Here is a 13,364-nt window from a genome sequence, read left to right on the forward strand (position 1 = left end):
CCTCGGTCAGCCGATGTGCGCGGCCAGCTCGGCGTCGAAGGTCTCGGCCTCGTCGAGGTGCGGCGCGTGACCGGCGTCCGGCAGCGTGACCTCGCGGTACGTGCCGCCGTTCGCCGCATAGCGCTCGAGAACGGCACGCGTCTGCGCGATCATCGGCTGCGGCGGCGCGACATCCGCTCCGGGCCATCCGGGGATGACGCCGAGCAGTCCCAGCTGGTTCAGGTCGAAGAACGAGCCGTCCGAGACGATCGCGTCCTTCTCGCCGCGGATCCAGAGGATCGGCGGCTTCACGGCGAGATCGACGATGCCGGAGAGGTCGAGGTGCTGCGGCGCCATCGTGTTCAGCACGCCGCGGGTGCCGGCGGCGAAGCCGGGCCAGTTCTCGGAGGCCACCCCGTCGCCCGGGTAGTTGTCGACACCCGTGCGGGTCGTGAGCATCGAGGCGACCCAGGCGTCTTCGTGCGCGGTCTGCAGCTCGGGCTTCGCGACGTAGGCGGTGCGGTAGACGGTGCGCGGCGAGGTCTGCGACTCGTCCGTGGTGTCGCCGGCGTCGAGGCGCGCGACGAAGTCGGGGTTCGCTCCGCCACCGCCGGTGCCCGCGCCGTCGGCGTCGTTGCGCGCGCCGTCCGGACCGTGGGTGCCGCCGAATCCGTAGGGCGAGACCGGCGACTCGAGGGTGAGCGAGAGCACGCGCTCGGGCGCATCGAGGGCGACCTGCAGCACGACGCCGCCGCCCATGCTCCATCCGACGAGATGCACGGCGTCGAGCTCGAGCGCATCGAGCACGGCGCGCACGTCGTCGGCGAAGTCGCTCAACCCGCGGGTGGCGTCGACGGGCTTGGTCTCGCTGTCGCCGAAGCCGCGCAGGTCGATCGCGAGCGCTCGGACTCCCGCAGGCAGGGCGAGCATGGTCGGCTGGTAGAAGTGCGACGACGAGACGTTGCCGTGCACGAGCACGACGGTGCTCGTCGGCGCCGTGGGATCTGCGGCGGGACGCTCCAGCACGTTGGCGACGTAGCGGGCGGTTTCCACGCGGTGCGCCTGGATGCCCTCGAACAGTTCAGCGGTCATGTCGACTCCTTCGTCGGATTCGTGGATGCGGATGCCGCCGCCGCGACGCGCGACGCGCCTCGATCGGCGAACAGGATCGTGTAGTGATTGACGTCGTCCACCTCGAGCACCTCGAGCTGAGGCACGAGCGCGCGGAAGCCTTCCAGTGCTCCCGGAGCATACAGCGGATCGGCGTCGACGAGCCCTCGCGGAGCGCGCAGCACGGTCACCGGCATCCGCAGCCCGCGCAGCGCCTCGACGTACCAAGTCGGGCCGTAGAGCTCTGCGCCGTCTTCGAGCATCGCGGCGGCGACGGCGGATGCACGCAGGTGCGGCGCCTCCCCGTCGAGGTCGTACCGTGCATACGCCTCCACCGCGGGCGACCAGTCCCGCGCGAAGGACGGGTGCGCGCGCCAGAAGTCGAGGTAGGCGTCGGCGTCCGCGAACTCCATCGCCAGTCTCTGTGCGGCCGGGCCCAGGAGCACCCCGAGATCGACATCCTCGGCGCTCGCGGCATCCGCCGGCAGCGCGAGCGGGAATCCGCCGTCGACGAGCACGAGTCGCTCGACGAGGTCGGGGCGGGCGCCGGCGAGAGCGACCGCGGCGAAGGCGCCCATCGAATGTCCGAGCACGGTGCGCGGCCCGCCGCCGTCGGCGTCCACCACGGCGGCGAGGTCGACGGCATGCGTACGGAGTCCGTACGGCCCGGGAAGCCGATTGCTGCGGCCGCGGCCACGCTGGTCCGGCGCGATGATGCGGTGCTCGGGCAGGTGCGCGGCAACCGTGTCCCACGAGCGGCCGTTCGCCGTGATGCCGTGGATGGCGAGGAGTGCGCGCTCGTCGGAGACCGGCCCGAAGACCGTCGTCGCGAGCACGTCGTCGGCCGTGCTCATCGTGCGCTCCAGCCGCCGTCCATCGCGTACGACGACCCGGTGACCGACGCGGCCGTGTCGCCGCAGAGCCAGAGAGCGAGATCGGCGACCTCGCTCGGTTCGAGCAGCCGCTTGATCGCGGACTCGACGAGCATGACCTTCTCGATGACCTCGGACTCCGGGATGCCGTGCACCCTCGCCTGGTCGGCGATCTGCTTCTCGACGAGCGGAGTGCGCACGTAGGCGGGGTTGAGGCAGTTGCTCGTCACGCCGCGAGTCGCCCCCTCGAGCGCCGTGACCTTCGAGAGCCCCTCGAGGGCGTGCTTCGCCGTCACATAGGCCGACTTGTAGGGGCTGGCCCGGATGCCGTGCACCGAGCTGATGTTGATGACCCGGCCCCAGCCGCGCTCGTACATCCCCGGCAGAACGGCCTTCGTGAGGAGGAACGGAGCGGTGACCATGATGTCGAGCATCCGTCGGAAGTCCGTCGGATCGAAGTCGACGATCGGCGCGACGGTCTGGATGCCGGCGTTGTTGACCAGGATGTCGGCGTCGAACGCCTGATCGGCGAGCGCGTCGAGGTCGGCGAGATCGATGATGAGCGGGTCGCCGCCCACCTCTGCGGCGACCCGTTCAGCACCGTCGGCGTCGCGGTCAGCCACCAGCACACGCGCCCCCGCGCTCGCCAATGCCTCTGCGCACGCCGCACCGATCCCACTCGCCGCGCCGGTCACGAGCGCGGTTCGGCCCTTCAGATCGGCGCCGCGTGCCGTCCCCAGCTGCGTCACCATCCCTGCAGAGTAGTTCAGCAGAGGGCACAGACATAGCGCTTCCGATGTGCAAAACTGCACACGTGATGGCGCATTTCCCCGCACCTCCGCTCAGCGCGGACGACCTGCTCGTGCTGCTCGCGGTGGCGCGCACCGGCCGTTACACGTCGGCGGGTCAGCAGCTCGGACTGAACCACACGACGATCGCTCGACGAATCTCGGCGCTCGAGGCTCAGCTGGGCGGCCGAGTCGTGTCGCGGGCCGATGGCGGATGGGAGCTCACGGCGCTCGGCGTCCGGGCGATCGCCGCGGCGGAAGAGGTCGAGCGCGCGTTGGGTGGCCTCGGCACCCGCGACGACGCCCGCATCGAAGGACTCATCCGCCTGTCGGCGACCGACGGCTTCAGCGGGTTCGTCGCGGCACCGGCGATGGCGGCGGTGCAGGAGCGGCATCCCGATGTGCGGCTCGAGATCGTCACCGGCACCCGGCAGGCGTCGCAGCAGCGTGCGGGGGCCGACCTCGAGGTGGTCGTCGGCCGCCCGCAGGTGCGCCGGGCCCGGGCGATCCACCTGGCCGACTACGCGCTCGGGCTCTATGCGAGCCGCGAATATCTGCGCCGGCATCCGTCGCCCACAGGTCCGGAGGACCTCGCAGGGAAGCCGCTCGTCTACTTCATCGAGTCGATGCTCCACGTCGATTCCCTCGACGACGCGCGCCGGGTGGTGCCGGGCATGACGGATGCCGTCGGCAGCACCAACGTATACGTGCACGTCGACGCGACCCGCGGCGGTGCCGGGTTCGGGCTGCTGCCCGCGTTCCTCGCCGACCAGCACGACGACCTGGTGCGGCTGCTTCCGGACTCTGTTGAGGCGCGGCTGCCGTACTGGCTGGTCGCACGCCCCGAGGCGCTGAATCAGCCCGCGGTCATGGTCTTCCTCGAGGCGCTCCAGGAGCGGCTCGAGGCAGTGCGCCCGCAGCTCCTCGGCGAGAAGCCGGGTCCCTGAGCCTGTCGAAGGGCGCCGAGCTCGTCGACGCGTCAGGCCATCGCCGCGGAGGCGGCCTCGTCCTCGGTGGTCGCGACGAGCTGACCGCAGGCGCCGTCGATCTCCTTGCCGCGGGTGTCGCGGAGGGTCGTCGGGATGCCGGCGTCGTTCAGCCGTCGCACGAACTCGTTCGTGACGTCTCTCTCGGATGCGGTCCAGATCGAGCCGGGAGTCGGGTTCAGCGGGATCGGGTTCACGTGCACCCAGCCGCGCCCACGCTGGTTGAGCTTCTCCGCGAGGAGATCCGCACGCCACGCGTGATCGTTCATGTCCTTGATCAGCGCGTACTCGATCGAGACGCGGCGCCCGGTCTTCTCGTAGTACTCGTAGGCGGCATCGAGGGCCTCATCGACCTTCCACTTCGAGTTCACCGGGATGAGCTCGTCGCGCAGGTGGTCGTCGGGGGCGTGCAGCGAGAGGGCGAAGGTCACCGGGATGCCCTCATCGGAGAGCTTCTTGATCGCCGGGACGAGGCCGACCGTCGACACGGTGATGCCGCGCGCGCTCATGCCGAGACCGTCGGGCTGCGGGGCGACCATCGACCGCACGGCATCCATGACGCGCTTGTAGTTGGCGAGCGGCTCGCCCATGCCCATGAAGACGATGTTCGAGACGCGCTCCATGCTGTGGTCGTCGGCCTTCTTGCCGCCGAGTCCGCCCTCGGCGATGAGGCGGTTCGCACGCACGATCTGCTCGATGATCTCGGCGGTCGACATGTTGCGGGTGAGACCCGCCTGTCCGGTCGCGCAGAACGGGCAGTTCATGCCGCAGCCGGCCTGGCTCGACACGCACAGCGTGATGCGGCCGGGGTAGCGCATGAGCACCGACTCGACGAGCGCACCGTCATGCAGACGCCAGAGGAACTTGATCGTGTCGCCGCGATCGGTCTCGAGCCGGCGCACCTCGGTGAGCAGCGGCGGCAGCATCCCGGCGACGAGCTGCTCCCGGGTGTCAGCCGGGAGGTCGGTCATCTGCTCGGGGTCCGACGTGTAGTGCCGGAAGTAGTGCGTCGACAGCTGCTTCGCGCGGAAGCCGGGGAGCCCGAGCTCCTTGACCTTCTCCATGCGCTCGGCCGGCGTGAGGTCGGCGAGGTGCACCGGCGGCTTGCCGCGCTTCGGGCTCGCGAACTGCAGCAGCGGACGCCCCTCGGCATCCTTCTGCTGGGTCCAGCCCTCGGTCGCCGGGCGCACCTGAGCGGGCTTCGTGGAGCGGACCTTGCCCTGAGCGGGTCGACCCTCCGGGGCGGACGCGGATGCTGCGGGGCGCGTCTCGCGCGTGCGGGGGTTCTCGGTCATAGATACAAGGGTACGGGGTGGCGGGTGGGAAGGCCCTGGGGCGCCGGGTGCCGCCTGCCTAGACTGAGCCCCATGGACATCATCTGGATCATCGGCATCGTCATCGGTCTGGTGGTCGTCGTGGTGATCCTGTCGGCCGCACTGCGCAGCATGCGCCCGAAGCTCCCCGAGCCGCAGGTGTTCACGCCGTCGCCGACGACCGCGCGCTCACTGCCCGCGTCGTCCTCGGCCAGCACGGTCTCCGGCCTCACTCCGCAGGTGATCGCCGAGATCGACCGGCTCATCGGGGCGGGGCAGAAGATCCATGCCATCAAGCTGTTCCGCGATGCCACCGGCGTCGGCCTGAAGGAGGCGAAGGACCGCGTGGAGCACTGGTCGATCAGCACGACCGCTCCGCACCGGGCCGCCCTGTCGAACGCGACGGCGGCGTACTCCTCGATCACGCCGACCGCGCACACGCCCTCGTCGGTGCGTGCGTCGCTGCCGGCATCCGTCGCGTCCGAGATCGACAGGCTCGTCGCGGGCGATCAGCGGATCGTCGCCATCAAGGTGCTGCGCGAGCACACCGGCCTGGGCCTGAAGGACTCGAAAGAGTTGATCGACGCCTGGGGTCCTGGCCGCGCCCGCTGACTCACAACTTGTCATTACAGGTTGGCGTCCGGGAGAATGAGACCAACCCACCCCGAGGAGCACCGATGTCCGACCGTCTTGCCCGCGCCCGCACCACCGGCATCCTCGCCGTGCTCCGCGCCCCCTCGCCCGAACTCGCGCTGGAGGCGTCCGAGGCGATCATCCGCGGCGGCGTCACCGGCATCGAGGTCACCTTCTCGACCCCGGATGCTCCGGCCGTCATCCGCGAGCTCATCGCCCGGCACGGAGACTCCGCCTACATCGGCGCCGGCACGGTCACGACGCCCGAGCAGGCGACTCTCGCGGCCGACGCCGGAGCCGAGTTCCTCGTCAGCCCCGGCACCCTCCCCGACCTGACCCGCGCGATGCTCGACACCGGCCGCGTCGTGATGACGGGCGCGATGACGCCGACCGAGGTCATGGGCGCGCTCGGTCTCGGCGTCGACGTCGTGAAGATCTTCCCCGCGTCGCTCGGCGGCCCCTCCTACCTCGGCGCGCTGCGCGGACCGTTCCCGGATGCCCCCCTGATGCCCACCGGCGGAGTGAGCCCCGACAATCTCGCGGCCTGGTTCGCCGCGGGTGCGGTGGCCGTCGGTGCGGGCGGCGATCTGGCGAACGGCGCCTCGATCGCGGCATCCGACTGGGTCGACATCGAGCAGCGCGCGGTGCGGTTCGCGGCAGCGCTCGACGCCGTGCGAGGCTGATTCCTTCCTCACCGCTTCTCCAGCTCGGTTTGGTATACCAGAATGGTGAGGATGAGACGGATGCTGGTGGCTGCAGCCATCGCTGCGACCGCGGCGCTGGCGGTCACCGCGTGCGCCGCCACCGTCGATCCCGCACCATCCTCCGAGGAGCCGTCCGTGTCCGCAGCCACCCGTGACCTGCTCGATGCCGCGACCGCCGGAGACGCCGCGGCCGTGGAGGCGGCGGTCGCTTCCGGCGCCGACATCGAGGCTCGCGGAGACGGCGGGATGACGGCACTCGTGACAGCCACCAAGGCGAACAGCGTCGATGCTGCCCGAGTGCTCATCGAGGCCGGCGCCGACGTGAACGCGAAGGACGACATCCAGGACTCGGCGTACCTCTATGCCGGCGCCCGCGGTCACGACGAGATCCTGCGGCTCACCCTCGACCACGGCGCCGACCTCCGCAGCACGAACCGCTTCGGCGGCACGGCCCTGATCCCGGCATCCGAGCGCGGCCTGCTCTCCACGGTGCGGATCCTGCTCGACGCGGGCGTCGACCCGAACCACGTGAACAATCTGAACTGGACCGCTCTGCACGAGGCGATCGTGCTCGGCGACGGCTCGCGCACGTACGTCGACGTGGTGCGCGCGCTGATCGACGGCGGGGCCGACGTGACGATCCCCGACGGCGACGGCGTGCTCCCCCGCGAACTGGCCGAGAGCCGGGGCTACGACGAGATCGTCGCCGAGATCGACCGATGATCGACATCGCGCCGTGGGCGTGGGCGGCCCTCGGCGTCGCCGCGGTCACGATCGGCATCTCGAAGACCGCGATCCCCGGCGGCAACATCCTCGCGATCGCCCTGTTCGCGGCCGTGCTCCCCGCCCGCACCTCGACGGCGGCGATGCTGCTCCTGCTCATGGTCGGCGACATCTTCGCCCTGATCGCGTACCGCCGTCACGCGCACTGGCCGACACTGCTGCGCCTCGCACCCGCTGTCATCGCCGGGCTGCTCGTCGGCTTCGCGTTCCTGGCACTCGCCGGCGACGGGATCGTCCGGCGCGCGATCGGCATCATCCTGCTGCTCATGATCGCCGTCACGCTGTGGCGACGGTGGCGGCAGGACAAGACGGATGCCACGGCGCCCGCCCCCGGCGGCATCCTGCTGGCCGGCGTCTACGGCACGATGGGCGGCTTCACCACGATGGTCGCCAACGCGGGCGGACCCGTGATGTCGATGTACTTCCTCGCGACGCGCACTCCCGTGCAGGTGTTCCTCGGCACCTCGGCCTGGTTCTTCGCGATCATCAACCTGGTGAAGGTGCCGTTCCTCGCGGGTCTGGGCCTGTTCCATGTGCCCGTGTTGCTCATGGATGCCGTGCTCGCCCCGCTCGTCGTGATCGGCGCCCTCGCCGGCATCCGTCTCGCGAAGCGCATGAACCAGCGGTTGTTCGACCGGATCGTGATCGTGCTCACCGTGGTCGGCGCGGTCTACCTGCTCTTCTGAAATCCCTCAGTCGAGGAAGATGTCCGGGAACAGAGCCGAATCCGGGGTGCCGGGGATGGCCGCGTAGCCCGAGAAGTCGGTCACGCCGTCGGCCTCGAGCACGTCTTCGACGATGAGCGACTGTCCCGTGTACGAACTCGCCGGCTTGAGCAGCACCGCATAGGTGGCATCCGCGTAGATGTCGGCCGTGCGGCTCGCGGCCATGACCTTGTCGCCGCCGAGCAGGTTCTGCACGGCCGCGGTCGCGATCGTCGTGCGCGGCCAGAGCGTGTTGGCGGCGATGCCGTCGCGGGCGAACTCCGCGGCGAGGCCGAGCGTGACCATCGTCATGCCGAACTTCGCGAGCGTGTAGCCGGTGTGTGCGCCCAGCCACTTCGGCGAAGGGTTGAGGGGCGGCGACAGCGACAGGATGTGCGGGTTCTCGGCATCCTTCAGGATCGGCACCGCGGCGCGGGAGAGCATGAAGGTGCCGCGCACGTTGACGTCCTGCATGAGGTCGTACTTCTTCGCGCCGAGCTCGAGCGAGCGCGACAGGTCTATCACGCTGGCGTTGTTGATGATGATGTCGATGCCGCCGAACTCGCCCTGCGTCTTCAGCACCGCCTCGGTGATGTCGTCGTCGTCGCGCACGTCTCCGACGATCGGGAGCGCCTGGCCTCCGGCGGCGCGGATCTGCTCGGCGGCCGTGTGCACGGTGCCCTCGAGCTTCGGATGCGGGGTGTCGGTCTTCGCGAGCATCGCGATGTTCGCGCCGTCTCGCGCAGCCCGCAGGGCGATCGCGAGGCCGATGCCGCGGCTGCCGCCGGACATCAGGATGGTCTTGCCTGCCAGTGACATGGGTGCTCCTCTGAGGTGCGGGACGGGTTACTTCGGCGCCATGCGGATCGCGCCGTCGAGACGGATGGTCTCGCCGTTGAGGTACCCGTTCTCGACGATGTGCTCCACGAGCGCGGCGTACTCGTCGGGTCGTCCGAGGCGCGACGGGAACGGCACCTGCTGCCCGAGCGAGTCCTGCGCGGCCTGCGGCAGACCCATCAGCATCGGAGTCTCCATGATGCCGGGCGCGATCGTGCACACGCGGATGCCGTAGCGGGCGAGCTCGCGGGCGATCGGCAGGGTCATCGCGTGCACGCCGCCCTTCGACGACGCGTAGGCGGGCTGGCCGATCTGCCCGTCGAACGCGGCGACGCTCGCGGTGTTCACGATGACGCCGCGGTCGCCGCTCTCGGTCGGCTCGTTCTTCGCGATGACGGCGGATGCCTGGGATGTGACGTTGAACGTGCCGACGAGGTTGATGCGCACCACGCGCTCGAAGTCGGCGAGCGCGGTCGGGTTGCCGTCGCGGTCGAGCACCTTCGCGGGTGGGGCGATGCCCGCACAGTTCACGACCACGCGCAGGGGTGCCGCGGCCTGGGCTGCGGCGACAGCTGCCTGCACCTCCTCGGCGCTGGTCACGTCGGCCGGGACGAAGAGCCCGCCGAGCTCTTCGGCGATCTCCGCACCCTTCGACGAGGCGAGATCGACGATGGTGACGTGGGCACCGGCTGCCGTGAGCCGTCGTGCTGTGGCGAGGCCGAGGCCTGAGGCTCCGCCGGTGATGAGTGCACCCTGTCCGCTGACCAGCATCTGTTCTCCTTCGAACGTCGTGCGAACCGCTGTTTCTGAAACGCAGTCTCAGCCTACGTGGTTCTCCGTCTGGGCACGAAGCCGAGCGACTCCGCCGGACATGGACCAGGATGGAATCATGTCGATCCCCACGGAACCTGTCGCCGTTCCCGACCGGGTCCGCCTCCTCGCCCGCGGCGCCGACCTCGTCTGCGTCTGGGACAACGACTACGGCGGCCTGACCTTCCGCGCCACCGGTCCCGGGGATCCGTTCTACATCAAGTGGGGACCGCGCAACCTCGAGTTCAGCCTGCGCGACGAGGCCGAGCGCATGGCCTGGGCCTCCCGCTGGATCACCGTGCCGACGGTGCTCGACCAGGGTGAGGATGACACGCACGAGTGGCTCGTGACCGCCGCGATCGAGGGCCTCAGCGCCGTCGACCCGCGTTGGGTCGCGGAGCCGGCGACGGCCGTGCGCGCGGTCGGCGAGGCACTCCGGGCGATGCACGACACGCTCCCCGTCGAGGAGTGCCCGTGGGAGTGGAGCGTTCCCTCCCGTATCGCGAACGCCGAGCGGCGTGAGATCGAGGTGCCCGACGCACTGCGCACGGCGCCGCCGATCGACCGGCTCGTCGTCAGCCACGGCGACGCCTGCTGCCCCAACACCCTCGTCGGCGATGACGGCCGCTGGGTCGCCCACGTCGATCTGGCTCTGCTCGGCACGGCCGACCGCTGGGCCGACATCGCGGTCGCTTCGATGAGCACCGAGTGGAACTACGGTCCCGGCTGGGAGGATGCGCTGATCGAGGCGTACGGCATCGAGCCCGACCGCGAGCGGCTCGCCTATTACCGGGACCTCTGGAACGCGACGTGAGGCGGACTCGGGCTCACCCCGGCCCGAGGATGAAGTTCCACGCCCCGGTCATCACCGCCGCGGCGATCGCGACCGCGGAGATCGCGGCGCCGATGGCGAGCAGCATCCATTCCCTCGCGCCGAAGCGCGATTCGCGCGCCCAGGTGCGGGGGCCCGGGGCGCCGAAGCCGCGGGCCTCCATCGCGGTCGCGAGCTTCGCGCCGCGCCGGATCGAGAGCACGAGCAGTGCGAAGGCCATGCCGAAGAACCGGCGGATGCGTCCGCGGTCCGCGACACCTCGGGCGCGACGGGCGAGTTCGAGTGCCCGCCAGTCGTCGAGGAACAGGCCGACCATGCGCAGACCGGCGAGCGCGCCGAGCACGAACCGTGCGGGCAGCTTCAGGATCTGGCCCAGGCCGTCGGCGAGATCGGTCGGATCGACGGTGATGAACAGCACGACCGACGGCAGCGCGATCGCGAGCACGCGCAGCATCGTGGCCAGCGCCAGGGCGAGAGAGCCCTCGCTGATCCGCAGCACGAACCAGTCCACGTAGACGGTGCCGCTCGTCTCGCCGTAGAGCGCGATCGTGAGGCCCGTGAGCGGGGCGGCGAGCCACACGGGCCAGGTGCGCACCCAGAACTCCCGCCAGCCGATGCCGGCGAAGAGGAACAGCACGCCCTCCAGCACGAGAGCGACGGATGCCGACACCGGATCGAGCGTGAGGATGAGAGGCACGGCGATCAGCCCGCTGACGCCGAGCTTCGCGACCGGATTGATGTGGGCGAGGGCCCCGGTGCGCGCACGGGACTCGACGACGGTCATGCCGTTCCTCCGAGTTCGAACCGTTCGGCGTGCAGGGCGCGCGCGACGTCGAGGTCGTGCGTGATCGTGACGATCGCCGAGCCTTCGTCGCGGAGCACGGCGAGCATGGCGACGAGCTCGGCCCAGGTGCGCGCGTCCTGCCCGAACGTCGGCTCGTCGAGCACCAGCACCCGAGGCCGGGTCGCGATGGCGGCGGCGACCGTCAGTCGACGCTTCTCGCCTCCGGACAGCGTGTACGGGTTCGCGGCGGCGAGCCTGTCGAGCCGCAGTCGCGCGAGCAGCTCGTCGCTACGTGCGGCGATCTCGTCCTCGGCGATGCCCAGCGCCCGCGGCCCCACGGCGAGCTCGTCGCGCACCGTCTTCGCGAGCAGCTGGTGCTCCGGCTCCTGGAAGACCATGCCGATGCGCGTCAGCAGGTCGCGCGACGCCCAGCGGATGGGGGCGGCGACGAGCCCGCCGGCGAGGGAGGCGGATGCCGAGACCTCGCCGTCCGCGGGAGGAAGCAGTCCGGCGAGCGTCAGCCCCAGCGTGGACTTGCCGGCGCCGTTCGGGCCCGTGATCGCGAGCACCTGCCCCTCGTGCACGTCGAGGTCGATGCCCGACGCCACCGCGCGCCCTTTCACGCGGGCGACGGCGAGACCGCGTGCCGACAGCACCGTCTCTCCCGACCAGGCGAGCGGCGCGGGAGGTGCCACCGGGAGTCGCCCGGGCACCCACACGCCATCGGCGGCGAGCCGGGCGCCCTCCGCCCCGAGCACCTCGTCCGGTGCGCCGTCGGCCACCACTCCCCCGGCTCCGACGACGATCACGCGGGTGATGAGCGGCAGCCAGACATCGAGGCGGTGCTCGACGACGATCAGGGTCGCCGGCTGCCGTTGCAGCATCCGCTCGACGGCATCGCGCACCTCGATCACTCCCGCCGGATCGAGGTTCGCGGTCGGCTCGTCGAGCAGCACCAGCCCCGGCTGCATCGCGAGCATGCCGGCCAGGGCGAGCCGCTGCTTCTGACCGCCCGAGAGCGCCTTGGTCGGGTGGTCGAGGGGCACGTCGAGTCCGACGGCATCCAGCGCCGCGGTGACGCGCGGCCAGATCTCGGCACGCGGAACCCCGAGGTTCTCGCATCCGAACGCGACGTCGTCGCCCGCCCTGGCGAGGATGACCTGCGAATCCGGGTCCTGCAGCACGAGGCCCGCGCGGCCGCGCGTCGCCGAGGCCGGAGCGCCGTCGATGAGGAGCTCGCCCTCGCTCTCACCCTCTTCGTCGCCGCCGAGCACGCCCGCGAGGCCGTGCAGGAGCGTGGACTTGCCGGCACCGGACGCGCCGAGCACGAGCACGCGCTCCCCGGGATCGATGCGGAACGAGACGTCGCGCAGCGCCCAGGCGAGGCGGCTCGCATGACGCCAGCCCCACCCGCGCGCCTCGATCGCGGCCGGACCGGTGTGATCCGGTCGCATCAGACGCGGACGCGCGCCTCGCGGCCCGACCCGAACCGGTCGAGGGCACCGGTCGCGGCGATACCGCGCGCCAGGACCCACGACAGCGCACCGGCGATGACGGCGCCCGAGATGACCGTGCTGATCAGGTAGATGGTCGTGAACGCCGCTCCCGACCCGGCGTACCAGAGCACCAGGTTGTTGATGCCGCCCGCGAGAGCCGCACCGGCACCCGCGAGGATAGCGACCGGGAGCGACCAGCGACGGTAGAAGAACAGCAGGAAGATCAGCTCGGCGCCGAGGCCCTGCACGAGACCGGCCTCGATGGTGAGGAACCCGCCCCACTGATTGCCGATCAGCGCCGAGACGACCGCAGCGAGCAGCTCGACGTAGATCGCCGCGCCCGCCTTGCGGATGATCAGCCCGCCGAGCACGCCGGCGAAGAGCCACGGCCCGTCGAGGAGACCCTGGACGCCGGGAAGCAGCGGCTCCAGCAGGGCCTTCGGCCCGAGGTAGCCGACGTTCCAGGCCAGGAAGATCAAACCGGCTGCGACGCCGATGACGCTGGCGACGACGATGTCGACGATCCGCCAGCGGAAGAACCCTGCGGCGGGTGTCTGACCCTGCGTCTTCTGAGACGTGGATTCGGACGTGGATGTACTCATCTGAACTCCTCCCTGCGCTGGCATGACCCAGATCAGGTTCGACGGTCGAAGCGCGATTCGCTCCCTCTCAGCCCGGCTCGCCGGACTCCCGTGGTTGTGCTGACGATCCTAGCGCGTCCGACACCCGGGCG

15 protein-coding genes and 1 riboswitch are annotated in these 13,364 nt (G+C 70.6%); of the genes, 6 read left to right on the forward strand and 9 right to left on the reverse strand.

Annotated elements, in window-relative coordinates:
* Positions 1-6: 6 nt before the first annotated feature.
* The 3 genes from LC452_RS03560 to LC452_RS03570 are packed head-to-tail and all read right to left on the reverse strand — an operon-like array spanning position 7 to position 2,713.
* Entirely contained in the window at positions 7-1,071 is a 1,065-nt protein-coding gene (locus tag LC452_RS03560) for an alpha/beta fold hydrolase (protein ID WP_223622647.1), read from the reverse strand.
* On the reverse strand, positions 1,068-1,943 hold the full coding sequence (locus LC452_RS03565) for an alpha/beta fold hydrolase (protein WP_223622648.1): 876 nt from the start codon (positions 1,941-1,943) through the stop codon (positions 1,068-1,070). The genes LC452_RS03560 and LC452_RS03565 overlap by 4 nt, the downstream gene beginning before the upstream one ends.
* Positions 1,940-2,713 carry a 3-hydroxybutyrate dehydrogenase gene (locus LC452_RS03570; protein ID WP_223622649.1) on the reverse strand — a complete coding sequence of 258 codons (774 nt, stop codon included), beginning with the start codon at positions 2,711-2,713 and terminating at the stop codon, positions 1,940-1,942. The genes LC452_RS03565 and LC452_RS03570 overlap by 4 nt, the downstream gene beginning before the upstream one ends.
* Before the next feature lie 65 nt (positions 2,714-2,778).
* Here LC452_RS03570 and LC452_RS03575 point away from each other — a divergent pair, with 65 nt between their 5' ends.
* A complete protein-coding gene (locus LC452_RS03575; protein ID WP_223624689.1) occupies positions 2,779-3,696 on the forward strand; it encodes a LysR family transcriptional regulator in 918 nt (305 codons plus the stop codon).
* 32 nt (positions 3,697-3,728) lie between these two features.
* On the opposite strand, the gene rlmN is transcribed toward LC452_RS03575, so the two are convergent.
* Positions 3,729-5,030: a 23S rRNA (adenine(2503)-C(2))-methyltransferase RlmN gene (gene rlmN / locus LC452_RS03580; protein WP_223622650.1), complete on the reverse strand. Its 1,302-nt coding sequence runs from the start codon at positions 5,028-5,030 to the stop codon at positions 3,729-3,731.
* A 72-nt stretch (positions 5,031-5,102) separates the two neighbouring features.
* Here rlmN and LC452_RS03585 point away from each other — a divergent pair, with 72 nt between their 5' ends.
* The 4 genes from LC452_RS03585 to LC452_RS03600 all read left to right on the forward strand — a co-directional run bounded on the left by LC452_RS03585 (position 5,103) and on the right by LC452_RS03600 (position 7,854).
* Entirely contained in the window at positions 5,103-5,660 is a 558-nt protein-coding gene (locus tag LC452_RS03585; RefSeq protein ID WP_223622651.1) for a ribosomal protein L7/L12, read from the forward strand.
* Positions 5,661-5,725: 65 nt separating this feature from the next.
* A complete protein-coding gene (locus tag LC452_RS03590) occupies positions 5,726-6,364 on the forward strand; it encodes a bifunctional 4-hydroxy-2-oxoglutarate aldolase/2-dehydro-3-deoxy-phosphogluconate aldolase (RefSeq protein ID WP_223622652.1) in 639 nt (212 codons plus the stop codon).
* A gap of 60 nt (positions 6,365-6,424) precedes the next feature.
* Positions 6,425-7,108 (forward strand): ankyrin repeat domain-containing protein, encoded by a 684-nt coding sequence (locus LC452_RS03595; RefSeq protein ID WP_223622653.1) that lies wholly within the window; start codon positions 6,425-6,427, stop codon positions 7,106-7,108.
* On the forward strand, positions 7,105-7,854 hold the full coding sequence (locus LC452_RS03600; RefSeq protein ID WP_223622654.1) for a sulfite exporter TauE/SafE family protein: 750 nt from the start codon (positions 7,105-7,107) through the stop codon (positions 7,852-7,854). Before LC452_RS03595 ends, LC452_RS03600 begins: the two co-directional genes overlap by 4 nt.
* Positions 7,855-7,860: 6 nt before the next feature.
* Here LC452_RS03600 and LC452_RS03605 read toward each other — a convergent pair whose 3' ends face one another.
* Positions 7,861-8,691, reverse strand: a complete 831-nt coding sequence (locus tag LC452_RS03605; RefSeq protein WP_223622655.1) for an NAD(P)-dependent oxidoreductase — start codon at positions 8,689-8,691, stop codon at positions 7,861-7,863.
* A gap of 27 nt (positions 8,692-8,718) precedes the next feature.
* Positions 8,719-9,480: an SDR family NAD(P)-dependent oxidoreductase gene (locus LC452_RS03610; RefSeq protein WP_223622656.1), complete on the reverse strand. Its 762-nt coding sequence runs from the start codon at positions 9,478-9,480 to the stop codon at positions 8,719-8,721.
* 118 nt (positions 9,481-9,598) lie between these two features.
* Here LC452_RS03610 and LC452_RS03615 point away from each other — a divergent pair, with 118 nt between their 5' ends.
* Entirely contained in the window at positions 9,599-10,333 is a 735-nt protein-coding gene (locus tag LC452_RS03615; protein ID WP_223622657.1) for an aminoglycoside 3'-phosphotransferase, read from the forward strand.
* A gap of 13 nt (positions 10,334-10,346) precedes the next feature.
* Here LC452_RS03615 and LC452_RS03620 read toward each other — a convergent pair whose 3' ends face one another.
* The 3 genes from LC452_RS03620 to LC452_RS03630 form a co-directional block, all read right to left on the reverse strand.
* Positions 10,347-11,135 (reverse strand): energy-coupling factor transporter transmembrane protein EcfT, encoded by a 789-nt coding sequence (locus tag LC452_RS03620; RefSeq protein ID WP_223622658.1) that lies wholly within the window; start codon positions 11,133-11,135, stop codon positions 10,347-10,349.
* Positions 11,132-12,589 carry an ABC transporter ATP-binding protein gene (locus LC452_RS03625; protein WP_223622659.1) on the reverse strand — a complete coding sequence of 486 codons (1,458 nt, stop codon included), beginning with the start codon at positions 12,587-12,589 and terminating at the stop codon, positions 11,132-11,134. The genes LC452_RS03620 and LC452_RS03625 overlap by 4 nt, the downstream gene beginning before the upstream one ends.
* Entirely contained in the window at positions 12,589-13,233 is a 645-nt protein-coding gene (locus LC452_RS03630) for an ECF transporter S component (RefSeq protein ID WP_223622660.1), read from the reverse strand. Before LC452_RS03630 ends, LC452_RS03625 begins: the two co-directional genes overlap by 1 nt.
* Positions 13,224-13,335: riboswitch (TPP riboswitch) on the reverse strand. Its footprint overlaps the gene before it by 10 nt.
* Positions 13,336-13,364 lie beyond the last annotated feature (29 nt).

Source organism: Microbacterium sp. EST19A, from assembly GCF_019969685.1.
Lineage (GTDB): Bacteria > Actinomycetota > Actinomycetes > Actinomycetales > Microbacteriaceae > Microbacterium.